13 protein-coding genes and 7 tRNA genes are annotated in these 16,468 nt (G+C 30.4%); 15 read left to right on the forward strand and 5 right to left on the reverse strand.

The window, feature by feature from the left end; translation table 11 throughout:
- Positions 1 to 322: 322 nt before the first annotated feature.
- The 4 genes from KPL38_RS10140 to KPL38_RS10155 all read left to right on the forward strand — a co-directional run bounded on the left by KPL38_RS10140 (position 323) and on the right by KPL38_RS10155 (position 4,818).
- Positions 323 to 1,282, forward strand: coding sequence for a 3'-5' exoribonuclease YhaM family protein (locus KPL38_RS10140; RefSeq protein WP_216289023.1), 960 nt, complete (start codon positions 323 to 325; stop codon positions 1,280 to 1,282).
- Between the two features lie 275 nt (positions 1,283 to 1,557).
- On the forward strand, positions 1,558 to 2,979 hold the full coding sequence (locus KPL38_RS10145; RefSeq protein ID WP_216289024.1) for an NAD(P)/FAD-dependent oxidoreductase: 1,422 nt from the start codon (positions 1,558 to 1,560) through the stop codon (positions 2,977 to 2,979).
- Between the two features lie 132 nt (positions 2,980 to 3,111).
- Positions 3,112 to 4,398 carry an adenylosuccinate synthase gene (locus KPL38_RS10150; RefSeq protein WP_216289025.1) on the forward strand — a complete coding sequence of 429 codons (1,287 nt, stop codon included), beginning with the start codon at positions 3,112 to 3,114 and terminating at the stop codon, positions 4,396 to 4,398.
- 234 nt (positions 4,399 to 4,632) lie between these two features.
- On the forward strand, positions 4,633 to 4,818 hold the full coding sequence (locus tag KPL38_RS10155; RefSeq protein WP_216289026.1) for a DUF1858 domain-containing protein: 186 nt from the start codon (positions 4,633 to 4,635) through the stop codon (positions 4,816 to 4,818).
- Between the two features lie 36 nt (positions 4,819 to 4,854).
- Here the strand turns inward: KPL38_RS10155 and KPL38_RS10160 are convergent, their stop codons facing one another.
- On the reverse strand, positions 4,855 to 5,445 hold the full coding sequence (locus KPL38_RS10160) for an ECF transporter S component (RefSeq protein WP_216289027.1): 591 nt from the start codon (positions 5,443 to 5,445) through the stop codon (positions 4,855 to 4,857).
- 170 nt (positions 5,446 to 5,615) lie between these two features.
- Here KPL38_RS10160 and KPL38_RS10165 point away from each other — a divergent pair, with 170 nt between their 5' ends.
- Positions 5,616 to 6,365 carry an acyl-[acyl-carrier-protein] thioesterase gene (locus tag KPL38_RS10165; RefSeq protein WP_246577904.1) on the forward strand — a complete coding sequence of 250 codons (750 nt, stop codon included), beginning with the start codon at positions 5,616 to 5,618 and terminating at the stop codon, positions 6,363 to 6,365.
- 109 nt (positions 6,366 to 6,474) lie between these two features.
- Here KPL38_RS10165 and KPL38_RS10170 read toward each other — a convergent pair whose 3' ends face one another.
- Entirely contained in the window at positions 6,475 to 7,704 is a 1,230-nt protein-coding gene (locus KPL38_RS10170; protein WP_216289028.1) for a BaiN/RdsA family NAD(P)/FAD-dependent oxidoreductase, read from the reverse strand.
- Positions 7,705 to 8,034: 330 nt separating this feature from the next.
- Between KPL38_RS10170 and KPL38_RS10175 the strand changes: the two genes are divergently transcribed.
- The 7 genes from KPL38_RS10175 (at position 8,035) to KPL38_RS10205 (ending at position 8,689) form a co-directional block, all read left to right on the forward strand.
- Positions 8,035 to 8,109, forward strand: a tRNA-Glu gene (locus KPL38_RS10175).
- A 13-nt stretch (positions 8,110 to 8,122) separates the two neighbouring features.
- Positions 8,123 to 8,198, forward strand: a tRNA-Val gene (locus KPL38_RS10180).
- Positions 8,199 to 8,203: 5 nt separating this feature from the next.
- Positions 8,204 to 8,280 (forward strand) — tRNA-Asp (locus tag KPL38_RS10185).
- An 83-nt stretch (positions 8,281 to 8,363) separates the two neighbouring features.
- Positions 8,364 to 8,438, forward strand: a tRNA-Glu gene (locus KPL38_RS10190).
- A gap of 13 nt (positions 8,439 to 8,451) precedes the next feature.
- Positions 8,452 to 8,527: transfer RNA gene (locus KPL38_RS10195), tRNA-Val, on the forward strand.
- Between the two features lie 5 nt (positions 8,528 to 8,532).
- Positions 8,533 to 8,609, forward strand: a tRNA-Asp gene (locus KPL38_RS10200).
- Positions 8,610 to 8,614: 5 nt separating this feature from the next.
- Positions 8,615 to 8,689: transfer RNA gene (locus KPL38_RS10205), tRNA-Thr, on the forward strand.
- 98 nt (positions 8,690 to 8,787) lie between these two features.
- Here KPL38_RS10205 and KPL38_RS10210 read toward each other — a convergent pair.
- Both KPL38_RS10210 and KPL38_RS10215 read right to left on the reverse strand, forming a co-directional pair.
- On the reverse strand, positions 8,788 to 9,768 hold the full coding sequence (locus KPL38_RS10210) for an ATP-binding protein (RefSeq protein WP_216289029.1): 981 nt from the start codon (positions 9,766 to 9,768) through the stop codon (positions 8,788 to 8,790).
- Positions 9,761 to 10,747 (reverse strand): DnaD domain protein, encoded by a 987-nt coding sequence (locus tag KPL38_RS10215; RefSeq protein ID WP_216289030.1) that lies wholly within the window; start codon positions 10,745 to 10,747, stop codon positions 9,761 to 9,763. Before KPL38_RS10215 ends, KPL38_RS10210 begins: the two co-directional genes overlap by 8 nt.
- A 390-nt stretch (positions 10,748 to 11,137) precedes the next feature.
- Between KPL38_RS10215 and KPL38_RS10220 the strand changes: the two genes are divergently transcribed.
- Positions 11,138 to 11,353, forward strand: a complete 216-nt coding sequence (locus tag KPL38_RS10220; protein ID WP_216289031.1) for a hypothetical protein — start codon at positions 11,138 to 11,140, stop codon at positions 11,351 to 11,353.
- 454 nt (positions 11,354 to 11,807) lie between these two features.
- Here the strand turns inward: KPL38_RS10220 and KPL38_RS10225 are convergent, their stop codons facing one another.
- The gene (locus KPL38_RS10225) at positions 11,808 to 12,452 is read right to left on the reverse strand and encodes an undecaprenyl diphosphate synthase family protein (protein ID WP_216289032.1); all 645 of its coding nucleotides are present in this window, start codon (positions 12,450 to 12,452) and stop codon (positions 11,808 to 11,810) included.
- Positions 12,453 to 12,797: 345 nt separating this feature from the next.
- Here KPL38_RS10225 and KPL38_RS10230 point away from each other — a divergent pair, with 345 nt between their 5' ends.
- Both KPL38_RS10230 and KPL38_RS10235 read left to right on the forward strand, forming a co-directional pair.
- Positions 12,798 to 13,361, forward strand: a complete 564-nt coding sequence (locus tag KPL38_RS10230) for a TetR/AcrR family transcriptional regulator (protein ID WP_216289033.1) — start codon at positions 12,798 to 12,800, stop codon at positions 13,359 to 13,361.
- A gap of 229 nt (positions 13,362 to 13,590) precedes the next feature.
- Positions 13,591 to 16,431, forward strand: coding sequence for a YhgE/Pip domain-containing protein (locus tag KPL38_RS10235; RefSeq protein WP_216289034.1), 2,841 nt, complete (start codon positions 13,591 to 13,593; stop codon positions 16,429 to 16,431).
- The last annotated feature ends 37 nt before the right edge of the window (positions 16,432 to 16,468 follow it).

Genomic DNA, 16,468 nt, shown 5'->3' on the forward strand with positions numbered 1-16,468 from the left:
TTTTATTGAAATTTTCATATTAATTTACAATATTTTCAAGAGGCATAGCCTAAAATTTGAAATAGCTTAACTCCTACCGGAGAAAATATAGCTTTTTGTGGCTTAATCATAGTATAGGTTATTTAAATTTAATTTGTTAATGAATGTATGATTTTATTAAAATTGTACATTCATTTTTTATATTTGATTATATAAAAATATTTATAACCATGATTATAACAAGAAGGAGTTAATTAAATTAATAATATAAACAATAATGATGTATAATTGAAAATATATAAGAGCTATGTTATCTAATTTAATACAGTATAAGGAGATAAATATGGAAATGAAGAAGATAAGTGAAATAAAAAAGGGAGATAAAGTTGATAGTTTTTTTATCATTAAATCAGTTGATATCAAGGTTTCTAATAATAGTAATACAAATAAATATATGGATTTTAATTTAGGAGATGCATCAGGAGATATAAATGCAAAACTTTGGGAGTGTAATGATGAACTAGAAAATACATTTAAGCAAAGTATTTTAGTTAAAATTAAGGGCAACGTAAATGAGTGGAGGGGAAAACTTCAGTTAAAAATCGAAAAAATAAGATTAGCTGAGGAAAAAGATGAAGTGAATATCTGCGATTATGTTGCTGTGGCACCTTATTCACCGGAAGAAATGTTTGATGATATTTTAAATTATTTATCAAAAATTAAAAATACAGATATTCAAAATATAGTTACGAACATAATTAGCAATAATGAAAAAAAGTTAATGCATTATCCAGCAGCTAAGTCTAACCACCATGCGATAAGATCGGGACTTTTATACCATACAACAACTATGCTTAAGGCAGGCGAAAAATTAAGTGAAATATACACTTTTTTAAATACAGATTTATTATATGCAGGTATAATACTTCATGATATTGGCAAGATATATGAAATGAATGCTAGTGAACTCGGAATTGTAAGTGAGTATTCAGTGGAAGGACAACTTTTAGGACATATAGTTCAAGGAATTAAGATGATAGAAACGGCGAGTATTGAAGTTAAAGCTGATAAGGAAGTATCCGTGTTACTACAGCATATGGTGCTTGCTCATCATTACGAAGCAGAATATGGAAGTCCTAAAAAACCTATGATACCAGAAGCTGAAATGTTACATCACTTAGATATAATGGATGCGAGAATGTATGATATGAATAAGGCATTAGGCAATACTAAAGAAGGAAAATTTTCAGAAAGAATAAGGTCTTTAGATAATATAAATGTTTACAAGAGTTTTGTAAAATAACAGATAAGAAGTAATAGGATAAAGGGTTTCAATATATAAATACACTTACTTAGTAGATCTGAGCAGGTGTATTTATTTGTTCCTACGCCTAAATACACGAACTATTAATTAAAAAATAATAATAATATTCGCATTTTATATTGACTGGTTTATACTGCTCTGATATTATTAAGGAGTATGGTAACCAATAATAATACATGTTGCTACAGAGAACAGAAGTAACACAACAATTAATAATTGTTATTTAACCCAGAGAAATACGGGAGGGTATATAAATGAAAGATTTTTACGATGTAGTAATTGTAGGAGCTGGCCCAGCGGGCATATTTACAGCACTAGAGATTTCTAACAAAAAACCTGAACTTAGTGTACTTATAGTTGATAAGGGAAGAAATATAGAAAAAAGAAAATGTCCTGCGAGAGTTACTGGTAAATGTGTAAAATGTAATCCTTGTGGAATAACATTCGGTTGGGCAGGTGCTGGGGCTTTCTCAGATGGTAAACTTTCTCTAAGCCCAGAAGTTGGTGGAAGACTTCTTGAATACTATTCTGAAGATGAATCAAAAAAATTAATAAAATATTGTGATAATATATATATAAAATTTGGGGCAAATGAAAAGGTATATGGACTTAATACAGATAAAGTTGAAGAAATTAAATATGAAGCAAGTAAACATAACATTCGTCTTGTTGAATGTCCAGTAAGGCATTTAGGAACAGAACTTGCATATGAAGTTTTAAAATCTATGTACCATCATTTAATTGATAATACAAATACAGAATTTATTGAACTTAGTGAAGTTGAAGAAATATTAGTAGAAGATAATAAAGCTACTGGAATATTGGTTAAGACCAAAGAAGGTACTGTTAAGGTTAAGGCAAAATACGTTGTAGCAGCACCAGGTAGAGGCGGTGCTGAGTGGGTTGCAAATGAAGCTAAGAAACATAAAATTAAAGTTACAAATAATGCAGTCGATATTGGAGTAAGAGTTGAGGTTCCTAATTCTGTTATGGATCATCTAACAAAGGATTTATACGAAGCAAAATTAGTCTATTATTCAGACACATTTGATAATAAGGTTAGGACATTTTGCATGAATCCAGGTGGAGTAGTTTCAGCTGAATATTATGACGATAACACGATTGCAGTTGTAAATGGTCATAGTTATTCAGACCAAAAGCTTAGAACAACTAATACAAATTTTGCAATGCTTGTATCTACAAGCTTTACAGAACCCTTTAATCAACCTATTGGGTATGGAAAATATATAGCAGAGCTTGGTAACATGTTAACAGGCGGAGGAATAATGGTTCAAAGATTGGGTGATTTATTAAAAGGAAGAAGGACAAATTATTCAAGACTTTCTAAATCTACTACGGTGCCCACTTTAAAATCTGCGGTACCAGGCGATTTAAGTTTTGTATTACCCCAAAGGCATTTAACGTCTATTGTGGAAGCATTAAAGGCTTTTGATAAGTTAGCACCGGGATTATATAGTAAAAACACATTATTATATGGGGTAGAAGTGAAGTTCTATTCTAGTAAGTTTAGTACAAATAATAAGTTTGAGACATCTATTGATAATTTGTACACAATAGGAGATGGGGCAGGAATAACTAGAGGATTAATGCAAGTATCAGCAACAGGAGTAGTTGTAGCAAGGGATATAGCTCAGAAAGAAGACAAAGAGCTATAAACTTAAATAATTAGTTATATGAGCATTAAAAGTGTATAATTCAAATATAAAGTAAACATAGAAAGCAATAAAAGTTTTAATGTAAACATCTAAAATATTTTATTGTGGACTGGAAGAAAGTGAGGAACTTATATGTCAGCATTTATTGTTTTAGGAGCCCAGTGGGGAGACGAAGGTAAAGGAAAAATGACAGATTATCTTGCGCAGGGAGCAGACGTTGTAGTCAGATTCCAAGGCGGAAATAATGCAGGTCATACTGTAGTTGTAGGAGATAAAGAATATAAACTTCATTTAATACCATCAGGAATATTGTATAAAGATAAACTCAATGTAATAGGCAATGGCGTTGTTGTAGATCCAGAAGCTTTATTTACAGAAATTGAATACTTAGAAGAGTTAGGGGAAACGATAACTCCTGATAGATTAATAATAAGTGATAGATCACAGGTGATAATGCCTTATCACAAAGCATTAGATAATTTATATGAGGTAGCTAGAGGTAAAAATGATATAGGAACTACAAAAAAAGGTATAGGCCCTTGTTATACTGATAAGGTTGAGAGAAGTGGAATTAGAGTTTGTGATTTAATGAAAAAAGATGTTTTAAAAGAAAAGCTTAAAACTAATTTATTAATTAAAAATAATATAATAACTAAAGTTTTAGGTGGAAAAGCTTTAGATTTCGATACTATATATAAACAGTATCTAGAGTATGCAGAAAAAATGAGACCTTTTGTAAAGGATATATCAGTTAAAGTTTACGATTCAATAAAAGCAGGCAAAGATGTTTTATTTGAAGGAGCACAAGGAACTTTACTTGATATAGATTATGGATCATATCCTTTTGTAACTTCATCCAATACTATTGCAGGCGGAGTTTGTATTGGAGCAGGAATAGGGCCAACTATGATAACAAGTGCTGTAGGAGTAGCAAAAGCTTATACTACAAGAGTAGGAAAAGGACCATTTCCAACAGAACTTAATGATAAAACAGGAGAATGGATTCGTGAAAAAGGTTTTGAATTTGGAGTAACCACAGGCAGAGCAAGAAGATGCGGATGGCTTGATCTTGTTATATTAAAATCTGCAGCAAGGGTTTCAGGACTTACTAGCTTTGCTGTAACTAAAATAGATACATTAGCAGGACTTGAAAAAATTAAAATTTGTGTAGGATATAAATTTGAGGGTAACGTTATAGATTATTTCCCAGCAAGCCTTGAGGATTTGGCAACTTGCGAACCAGTATATGAGGAGTTTGATGGTTGGGATGAAAACATAGCTGATGCAAGAAGTTATGATGAACTTCCTGAAAATGCAAAAATATACTTAAAGAAAATTGAAGACTTTACAAGTGTTAAAGTTTCAATAGTTTCAGTAGGACCTAAAAGAGATCAAACAATGGTGTTAACTGAAATATAAAATTAATATTATATGTATATAAATTTTCCTATAACATGTATGTTTCTTATGTTATAGGAAATTATAATAAGGTATACAACTGTATACTAAAGATTAAAAAAGTGCGTACTAGTAAAATGAAACTATCTATAATATAATGAGAATGAGAATTATAGTTAAATAAATATTTATATTTGTTTATTGTTTATTCTCTAATATGATGAGTATAAATTAACGTAAAGTGAGGTAGAAAATATGAAAATAACTAAGAATATGACAATAGGTGAAGTTGTAAGACAAAGTCCAGAATCTGTTCAAATATTAATGAACTTTGGAATGGGATGTGTAGGCTGTCCTTCAGCACAAGCTGAAACATTAGAAGAAGCATCAATGGTTCATGGTCTCAATATAGATGAATTAATAGCTGCATTAAACGTATAAAAAAGTAGACACTTAGCAAATGCTAAGTGTCTTATTTTATTTTCTTTTTATTTTTTTAATTGCAAGTATAACAGGTATGGTAATTATAGTAGCTATAATGGCTTCAGGGACACCATTTATTAGACCTATACCATAAATAGTTTTTGCAGCAATAGATGGGTCTATGCCTTTACTAGTGGCGAATTTAGCCGCATACAAAATATATATCATAGTAAGAACCCCAAAAGTGTTAGTTATAGAACCGACAACAGTTGCAAGTCCAATTCTTATACTATCGTTTTTAACATAGCATAGTTTATAAACATAATAAGAAGTAAGACCAATAAGAACTCTTGGTAATACAGATACTAAAGGATTTATAAAAGCAAAAGATAGTATATTGGGAGCTGTTATGTTTTGCATAATGCTAAATAATCCAAATATGAAACCAATAGTCATTCCGACAATTGGGCCACCTATTATTGAACCTATAATAACAGGAATGTGCATGATAGTTGCTTTGGCACCAGGAAGTGGAATAAAACCATATCCAGTTAGCCCAAGGACTATGCAAACAGCTGATAGCATACCAATAGTTGTTAGTTCACTTGTTTTTATTCGTTTTAGTTTAATAGTATTGTTAATCATATTTTCCCTCCGCTCTTATTCCATAAGGATATAAGTCGACCTATTTATAATCCTTATTTTTAGTTCAGTTTCACAGTGAATACTGACAAGAACATTTTAGCACGTATTTGAAAATAATTACATAGAAAAAAATATTTATTAAATATACATAAAAAATGAGGAGTGATAGTATGATAAATAGTTTAAAAGTTATAGATAGGGATTACACCATTCACTATTATGAAGTAGATATTCATAAAAAGGTATTGATGACAAGTATCATGAATTATTTTGAAGATATGGCAATGTATCAAAGTGAAAGATTAAATATTGGTATTGACTATCTTAGTGTAAATAAAATTGCTTGGGTATTATACAAATGGGATATAACAATGAATTCATATCCGTTATTAAATGAAATTATAAAGGTGAAAACTTTTGCATATTCTTCAAATAAATTTTTCGCTTATAGAAAATATGAGATTTTTGACACAAATAATAATATGGTAGGGCAGGCTAATTCAGTCTGGATATTAATAAATACAGATAGAAGAAGGCCGATGAGAATTACAAAAGATATAAATGAAGCTTATGGTATAGATGCAAATAATAACGCACCTATAGATATTGAAAACATTTTATCTATATCTAAAGTTGATCGAGAAAAAAGTTTTGATGTTAGGTATAGTGATATTGATACAAATATGCATGTAAACAACGTTAAATATGCTGCATGGGCTTTAGAGACAGTACCTAAGGATATAGTAGTAAATTATGAACTAAGGAACATAAAGGTAACTTATGAGAAGGAAACAACATATGGAGAAATTATAAAGGTAAGCACGCAGGTTATAAAAGAAGTTGATAAAACGATATGTAGACACAGAATCATAAACGAAAAGGGTGTTGAGCTAACGCTTTTGGAAAGTATCTGGGTATAGGAGGTACAAATAAAATCAATTCTATAAATCATATATTTTTCTTATATTATGCAATAAAAGGATAAATCAAAGCAATTTATCCTTTTATTATAGCATTATATAACAAAATCTATTTAGAAGCATTTTTTCCAGCAACAGCACCAGAACTCCATGCCCATTGAAGGTTGAAACCACCACAATCACCATCTACATCTAATATTTCACCAGCAAAGAATAAATTCTTAGTAATATTAGATTCCAGAGTTTTATCATTAATTTCTTTTGTATTAATTCCACCTGCTGTTACTTGGGCATTTGAAAAAGAATTAGTGCCTGAAACTTCAAATTTCCATTGTTTTAACAAACTACAAATAGTATTTTTTTCTTCTATCTGCAGATTACAACATGGTTTATGAATATCATCTATTTTAGCTTGCTTTAGGATGATTGGAATAATTTTTTTGTTAATTATACCAATTAATGAATCAATAAGACTTCTATTTTTAAATAATAACCAATGATTGTTTAAAAACTTCTTTAAATCATCAAAGTTAATAGTAGGTAACATATCAATACTTAAAGAAACCTTATTATTTTTAGATAATTCATATGATGCAATTCTACTAAGTGAAAGAATTGGAGGCCCAGAAATACCATAGTCAGTGAAAAGTATTTCACCAAATTCTTTTTGAATGCACTTATCATTTATAGATATTTGCGCATAACCATCAAATTTTACTCCTGACAAAGCTTTTAGCCTACCATAGTTTAATTTAAGCTGTACAAGGGATGGTACCTGAGGAATAATAGTGTGCCCTAATTGTTTAGCCAACGCATAACCGGATCCATCAGAACCTGTCTTAGGTGCGGATTTACCACCTGTTGCAATAATCAACTTTTCACATTCATATATACTGTTATTTGAACTATAAATTTTAAAAACGTTTTTTTCTTTTATAATTTTTTTAACTTTTGTATTTATGTATACAGGAATGTTTTTCTCTTCTATAGAAAAACGAAATATATCTAATACGGATGACGCTTGCATGGACATTGGAAACATTTTACCGCCATCTAGTGTTACCAAAGGTATTCCTAAATTGCTGAAAAAGTCTTTAGTATCATCTACTGTAAAAGAATCTAATATATGTTTTGAAAAATATTGATTTTCACTGTGGTATCTGGAACTATCAATATTTGAATTGCTAATGTTACATCTTCCATTACCGGTTGTTAATATTTTTTTACCTATTCTATCTGTTCCTTCAATTATTCCCACATTTATTCCCATGTTTTTTGAAATAAGTGCAGAGGTTAATCCAGCGGCACCTCCACCGATTATTATAAGAGAATGTTTCAAAAAATCGCTCCCTTCGAGTAAAAATTGTATTTGTAATGTTAATTGGGTTATATATAAGTTTACTCTAAAAGATGTAACTTGAACATAAAAATATATTCTATTTTATAAAAAATATAATATATGTTAAATTTGTAAATTATAAAGTGATTACATTGTAAAAAGTAAATATATAACAACTTAAAACCATTAAATTTACTCCATTTTTGTAATATATAAAAAAAAAATAAAAAAAACAAGAAAATATGTTGACACTTTAAGAGATATTAGGTATTATAGTTTATGTCGGGTTGTGAGAGCGAAGTACAGAATATATAAAGCGATAACGAATATGGCTCCTTGGTCAAGCGGTCAAGACACCACCCTTTCACGGTGGTAACAGGGGTTCAATTCCCCTAGGAGTCACCATAAAAACATATGTGGGAGCATAGCTCAGCTGGGAGAGCATCTGCCTTACAAGCAGAGGGTCACAGGTTCGAACCCTGTTGTTCCCACCACATATGGCTCAGTAGCTCAGTTGGTTAGAGTGCCGCCCTGTCACGGCGGAGGTCGAGGGTCCGAGTCCCTTCTGAGTCGCCATGTTTTTAATAGTAAATAAAATGCTTTATAATTAAGATAATTCTAAGTTTTTAATAATATAAATATTATTAAAAACTTAATATGGCTCCTTGGTCAAGCGGTTAAGACACCACCCTTTCACGGTGGTAACAGGGGTCCAATTCCCCTAGGAGTCACCAATAATACATATATGGGAGCATAGCTCAGCTGGGAGAGCATCTGCCTTACAAGCAGAGGGTCACAGGTTCGAACCCTGTTGTTCCCACCATATATGGCTCAGTAGCTCAGTTGGTTAGAGTGCCGCCCTGTCACGGCGGAGGTCGAGGGTCCGAGTCCCTTCTGAGTCGCCATTTTTGCTGGCATGGCTCAACGGTAGAGCAGCTGACTTGTAATCAGCAGGTTGTAGGTTCAATTCCTATTGCCAGCTCCAAAAAGTCCTAAACATTTGTTTAGGACTTTTTTTATTTGTTTAAAAAATTGAATTCAAATAGAATTCAATTATATATTTTAAATAATAAAAAGCACTTATTATTTTGGTTTACTTAAATTTTTCTTTATTCTTATATCATCGCCAAAAAATTTACAAAGTGTAAAATTACCCATTAATCTAGATGTTATTCTTTCTGAATATGTCTTAAGTAAACTCTCAAGTGTTAAATTAGTGGACACTAGCATTTTCTTTTGTTTTAATAATTTGGTATTAAGTAAGTTAAACATTTCTGCCTTGTTAAAATCTGAAAGCTGCTCTGTACCCAAATCATCTATAATAAGTAAATCACAATCTATTAAAAGTTCTTCTAAAGAGGTATTATTATTAAATCTGATGTCCTTTAAAGCTCTTATTAATTCTTCGGCAGTCCTGTACACCACGAAAGCACCCTTATCAATTAGCTCTTTTGTAATACAATGAGACAAAAACGTTTTTCCTGTACCTGAACTTCCGTAAAATAATAAGTTTTCATCAGTTGTATAGAAATTTTTTAAAAAGTTCATAGATTTGGATAAAATCTTTTCCATGTTTTTTTTTGGTGATTCTGATTGGAGTTCACTTTTTCTAGAAGGATAGTAATCTAACTTGAAATTATCGAAATTGTTGGTTTTTAACATGTTTTTTAACTCAGATCCAGTATAATAAACATCTATAACCTTTTGTTTAAAACATGAACATTTTTTGTTACCGATAAATCCAGTGTCACGGCATTTACTACATCTATAATGTAGGTTTAAGTATTCCATATCAAAACCGTTAGAAACCAATAGTTCAGATTTCTTCACTCTTAAATCCATTATTTTTTCCTTTAAATTATGTAGATACTCCTCTCTATTATCAATACTCTTCAAGGCACTAATAGATAGTTCTATACACAATTTACCTATTTTCCTATCGAGTCCAATAATTTCAGGATGAGTTTTTTCTATATGAGCTTTCCTTTTCCTAAAATCAGATTCCTCTGTTTGTCTTATTTGATCATACATAGCTAATATTTTGGTTTGATAACCTTTAATCATTTTTATCCCATCCTAGCAATTTTTTTTCTAGTTCGTCAAAGTCATAGGCTCTTTGTTCATAATCATTAAAACTTCCCTTTGCAGGTTTACCACCAGCAGTTTTACGCTTAGTAGTAATCAATCTTTTTTTATCTTTTTTCTCTATGTCCTCTAATGACTTTATATCATCTTTAAACCAGCTGTTTAGAATTCCATCGATGTATTTGAAATCAGCTCTACCAAGCCTATCAAAGCATATATCACAGGCTTTGAATATAATTTCTAAAGAAAATTTATAAACATTTAACCATTTATCTAATAATTGTTCTTGAGGTTTCATTATTTCAGGAGCTTTTATTCCTAAATAATTTAATATTTTTCTTATACTTATCCATTTATCCTCATGTTTTTTTATATAAGACTGCGCATCCTCAATATTTTTAATATTAGCATCATGCCATGCAATTGCAACAGTTTCAATATACCTGTAATCAACTTTACCTTTTGATACACAATATTGAATTAAAAGTAATATTAGTTCTGGTGGAAAATTATAATCCTTTTGCCAGCTAAGGTACATTGTCATTTCTTTTGGCGAAAGAGGTTTAGCTAATAATTTTTCGATGTCTTGAAGCATACCTTTTATTGATGAATTTGTTAACTCTTCAAGTAAGTTTATATTTTGTACATTCTCTTCAGGAACATCTAATAAATCTAAAAATTCAATATTATAGTTACCCATATTATCAATGGGGGTCATTTTAATTAGATTTTCATCATTCCAATAGTTCCAAGCATTAACAACGTCAGTTTCTAAAAGTCCAAGGGTATTTGCTATAACTGAAGAGGTAGCACCTATTTCTCCAGATGTACAATATTTTAAACCAAGAAGATAAACTTTAACAAATTCTCCTCTAGCCTTTGGCATAAACTTATCTATAAAAATATTACTCACAGGAGTATATTTATAATTTTCATTTTTAAACATGAAAGTGCTCATAAAGTCACTACCTTTCTTTTTATAATATAGGACTATGATTTAAAATTAATAATTGAGTTTATATCTGCAAGGAATATAATAAATTATGTTTAATATCTTAGTCTATAAAAATTTTATTATTCAACCTATAGTATACCATATAGTTAAAGTTACTAATAAAAAAAATATTGGATAATAAACAATATTTGCTATAAACATAATATTAAGTAAGCATATGAAGAGGTATAATATTTGATATTTTAAATGAGTATTAAAAGATCAGAATTCTACTAATTACAACACTTATACTTATGGTTACTATAAATTCATAAAAATACATAAAATGAAAATAAATATATGAATAAAATTATTCCTATAAGTAGAAAATATGTTTTAAAGGAGGGATGAATTTTGAAAAGTATGAATAGAACAGAATTAGACAATAATGAAGAAGAAAAATTTAAAGATGGACTAAATAGATATGTTAATACTGAAGGTGTAGATAGTATCCTAGTAAATATACCTACAATAATTACAGGGGTAAATGATGATGGTAGCATAATCCAAGAAGAAGTTCAGCCCAATGCGTATGAGATAGTTGAGCAAGACAAAAGGTTTATAGATTAGTATATAATAAAAGTATAAAACATATAGTTATAGGCATAACTCTTATACTTTTATCTATACGTTTTATATTAGAAGAAAAGAAGATAATAATTCACACAAAATAATTAGTTCATTTTGGTGAGAATTTATTGCATGATACTCCGGATGATTGATTTACTAATATTGAAGGCAGGTTTGAAGATTTAAAACCATAAATTTTACAACCTTTTGGGTATAAAGCATCCCAAGTAATATAGTAATACATACATTTAAGGCAATTTATTTTTGTTAATCATGAAAAAACTCCTTTAAGAAGATAAAGTAAAATTATATTTAATAATAACATATTTTAAAATATAAAAAAATAGATACAGTTTATTTGAAAACCTATACCTATATTGAAACAACTTAAATTAACTAAGGCACCTTAAAAAAATACACTAGTATAAGGACTAGTTATTTGTTTAAAGATGCCTTAACCACCAAGGGTTACATCTTGTTCATTGTACCAATTTAGGGCATTTGATAAATGCTCAGGTTTAAAGTCAGGCCAATAGTCATTTATAATATAGAAGTCAGAATAGACAGATTGTATTGGTAGAAATCCACTAAGACGCCTTCGTCCACCCCAACGAATTATTAAATCTACTCTAGAAATTTGATTGCTCTTTACGCAACTAAGTATATTAGTTCTTTTACTACTTTTATTTTGAGAAAGATTGCTTAAATCCCATTCCCAACCATAGTTTACGAGAAAATTTAGTTTTATACCACCATTGCCAAAGGTTTTACGGGTGGTGTATGGAAGTAGTTCTTTAGGAAACATAGGTGAGTCACTATTTCCTACTACTAATAATTCAGCATCCTGTGTACTTAGAAGTCTTACTGCATCTACGCAAGCTTTAACAAAAGCTTCTCTTTGTAATGCTGGTCTTTTGGTATTATCGGTAGTAAAACCATAATAGGTTATTTCTTTTACACCTTTTTCTTTACAAAGTTTATACAGTGACAAGCCAGGATCTAATCCAAAGGTGTATCCTTTATCTTTAGATAAACCATTATCTACAGACCATCTTCTGTTTCCATCGGGAATTATTCCGATATGGTTTGGTATTCTCATATTATCACCCTTTAATTATGAATTTTAACAACTTATAAATCATAGTATATCCATTATTGATATATTAATCCACAATATTTTTAAAATGATTAGTTGCTAAGTATTATAAAGTTATTAAATAATAGGTTCACTTGTTGATTTTAAATTAATATTTATTTTTGCTATAGATATATATTCCATAAAAGAATAGACTAAGTGTATAAATGTGTGAATTATTTAATATTTTCCAAAAAATAAAAATTGGATATTTAATTTTAACAATTTATAAAACATTCTAATTACTTGTTGATAAGTTAAGATTAAAATAGTAGCATAAGATGAAATTTAAACAATTGAGGTGTGCTAATGAATAAAACAAAAGGAGATATATTTCAGTCAGCAATTAAAGTATTTTCAAAAAATGGATATGATGGAGCTACTATGGATGAAATTTCAGCAAATGCAGGAGTAGCTAAAGGTACGGTTTACTATTACTTCAAAAGTAAGGATGAGGTTTTTAAATATATAATTACTGAGGGAGTAAGTTTACTGAGACAGCAAATAGAAAATATTAATATAGGTAAGGGCGATTATTCTTATAAATTGAGGGAATTAAGTAAAAACCAGTTAAGATTAGTATGTGAAAACAAAGATTTATTTAAAGTTATAATGAGTCAAGCTTGGGGAGGAAAAATAAGACATTCTGAACTTAGGCAATTACTAAAGGTGTATATGGAAGATATTGAAAAATTTTTAGTCAAAGCTATGGAGGATGGTACTATAAGAAAATGTGAGTCTTCTTTTTTAACATACATGTATTTTGGAGAGTTAGTATCCGTAGCAATTTATAATGTTATAAAAAATGATAGTATGAAATTAGATGAAGTTACAGATAATTTCATTTATCGTTTATTAAATGGAATAAAATAAAAAATTCAGTTAGATGATTCTTAAAAATAGAATATCTCGCTGTTTTTTTTTGTTTATATTAAATTATAAAAAAATGGTCAATATATTTTTTTATTTATCAAAAATATATTGACTTTATAATAAAAAAATGTAAAATAAACATATGCGTATAAACTGACCAGTCAGTTGACGTATATATTTAATAAATTTGTTATAATAAATAATTACTTATAAAGGAAAAGGTGATAATATGAATTTTTTAAAAGTGGCTCGAAGAGATATTTCAAGTATAATTAAAAATAGATTTATACGAGTATCTGTAATCGCAATTATTGTAGTCCCACTTTTATACAGTTTGCTTTATCTTGATGCTTTTTGGGACCCGTATGCTAGGATTGCGGATATGCCTGTAGCGGTGGTAAACCAAGATAATGGAAGTATAAAGGATGGTAAAAAAGTTAATTATGGTCAAAATTTAGTAGACAATCTTAAAAAGAAGAAAGCAGTGGGGTGGAGGTTTGTTACAAAAAAACAAGCAGAAGCTGGAGTTAAGGGCAAGAATTATTATGCTATGTTCGTAATCCCAGAAAATTTTTCGAAAAATACTTTAAGCGCGACTAAAGGAAAACCAGAACAAGCTAGAATATTATACAGTGCAAATGAAAAGAGAAATTTTCTAGCAGCACAAATTAATGGTAAGGTATTAGATCAGGTTAAAGCAGAATTAACAAAAAATATGACAAAGGAATATACAACAGTAGTATTTGATAATTTATATGTAATTAAAGATGGTATGAAGCAAGCTTCTGATGCGAACAAAAAGCTTAGTGATGGTTTGATTGCATCAAAGAAGGGTACAAGTCAGTTAAAAGATGGAACAGGAAAACTTAATGGTAGTGTTCCAGAAATGTCGGATGGTGTAGGAAAATTATTAATTGGTTCTACTACATTGACTAGTAAACTAGGCGAGCTTAATTCTCAAGTGCCTGCAATGGTAAGTGGAGTAAATAAGCTTCATGGTGGTGCAGATAAGTTAAATAATGGGTTAACCAATCTTAACTTGCAAGTGCCAGCTATGGGAACTGGAGTTTTACAACTTTATAGTGGTGCGAATAAGCTAAATATTGGATTATCAGATCTTAATAAGCAAGTGCCAGCTATGGGAACAGGAGTAAAACAACTTAATGATGGTGCAGTTAAGTTAAATAATGGGTTATTGGATCTTAATAAGCAAGTACCCAATATGGCTATAGGGGTACAAAAGCTTAATGAGGGATATACAAAAAAAATATTACCTTCAACTAAAACACTTAAAGAAAAAACAGCAGAGCTTGCTGGAGGACTTGGAGCAACTAAAGGTGGATCAGATAAGTTAAAAAAAGCATCAATTGGTTTAAACAGTGGATCAAAAGAGCTTAATGATGGATATGATAAAATGAAAGGCAGCATGGGTGATCTTAAAAATGGAAGTGCAGGAGTTGCTAGTGGAGTAGATGGTGTAGTAGATAATAGTAAAAAGTCTCAAGCAGCATTGCAACAAGCAAATGAGAAGCTGGAAGCATATGTACAAGCCAATCCAGACTCGAAGAAAGATGCAAATATGCAAGGAGCTTTAGCTACTATAAATGCATTAAATAAAAATGCTACTGATGAAAAAAATGTAGCGAAGATGAAAGAACTTAAAGTTGTTGCGCATAGGGTGGCAGAAGGCTCTACGCTATTAGAGAAAGGATCTTTGGACTTTGTAAAAGGTTCACAAAGATTTTCACAAGGTGCAGATCAATTTTCAATAGGAGCTGGAACTTTTGCAGAAAAAACAAGTGAAGCAGCAGAAGGTGCAGCTAAAATTAGTGGAGGTCTAGATCAACTATATGCGGGTATGAATAATGATTTTGGAAAAGGGCTTTCACAACTTAATGGGAATATGCCAACTTTAACTGGAGGAGTGCAGAAGTTAGCGACAGGTTCAGGAACTTTGTCAGGAGGAATTTCGCAGCTTAATGCTAAAATTCCAACTCTAACTGGAGGAGTGCAGAAGTTAGCGACAGGTTCAGGAGCTTTGTCAGGAGGACTTTCACAGCTTAATGCTAAAATTCCAACTCTAACTGGAGGAGTGCAGAAGTTAGCGACGGGTTCAGGAGCTTTATCATTAGGTTTAACACAATTTAATCAAAAGATGCCAGTACTAGCAGATGGGACATCAAAATTAAATGATGGATCAGTTCAAATTACACAAGGAATTAGTACTTTAGATGGTAAATTACCTGCTCTTACAGATGGGGTAAATAAGTTATATTTAGGTTCTAATAAATTAGATGCTGGCATGACAAAATTAGCAACTGGTTCTAAAAAACTTAGTGATAAGACAACAAAGGGTTACAATGACCTTAATGGTAGCTTGAAAAATAATACTAAAACTATGGCCACGGCATTTTCAGAACCTGTAGCTATGGATCAGAAAGCTATAGATCCTGTTAAAACTTATGGTGAAGGGTTTACACCATACTTTATTCCATTATCATTATGGGTAGGAGCGTTAATGATGTTCTTTGTAATTACGGATAAAGTAGATGATGATATTGGAGCAGGCCCAGCGTCTGTTGTAGCGGGTAAGTTCTTATCATATGGGGCAATAGGATTTATGCAGGCTGTTCTTGCAAGTGGAGCGGTAATGTTACTAGGTCTTAGACCGGATAATGTACTGCTATATTTCTTATTTAATATTTTCTTAGCATATGTATTTATAGCGATTATTCAATGTATGGTATTCTTATTAGGGCAATTAGGAAGATTATTATCAATTGTATTATTAATTTTTCAACTTACATCTTGCGCGGGTACATTCCCAATAGAAATTGTACCTAATTTGTTTAAAGTTCTAAATCCAATTATGCCATTTACTTATGCAGTATCTGGATTAAGAGAAGTAATATCAGGTATTGATTATGGAGTATTTACAAAAGATGTAATTGTGCTTGCTGGAATGTTACTTATATTCTTAGTCACATCAGTATTAATGAAGGGGCATGCAGATAAAGCACAAAAATATATAAAAGAAAAAAAAGCACAAGCAGATAATGTAACTGCATAATATGAATAAAAGATAATTGTTTTATAAAAAACATACG

Source organism: Clostridium psychrophilum (assembly GCF_018861705.1).
Taxonomy (GTDB): Bacteria; Bacillota; Clostridia; order Clostridiales; family Clostridiaceae; genus Clostridium_AD; species Clostridium_AD psychrophilum.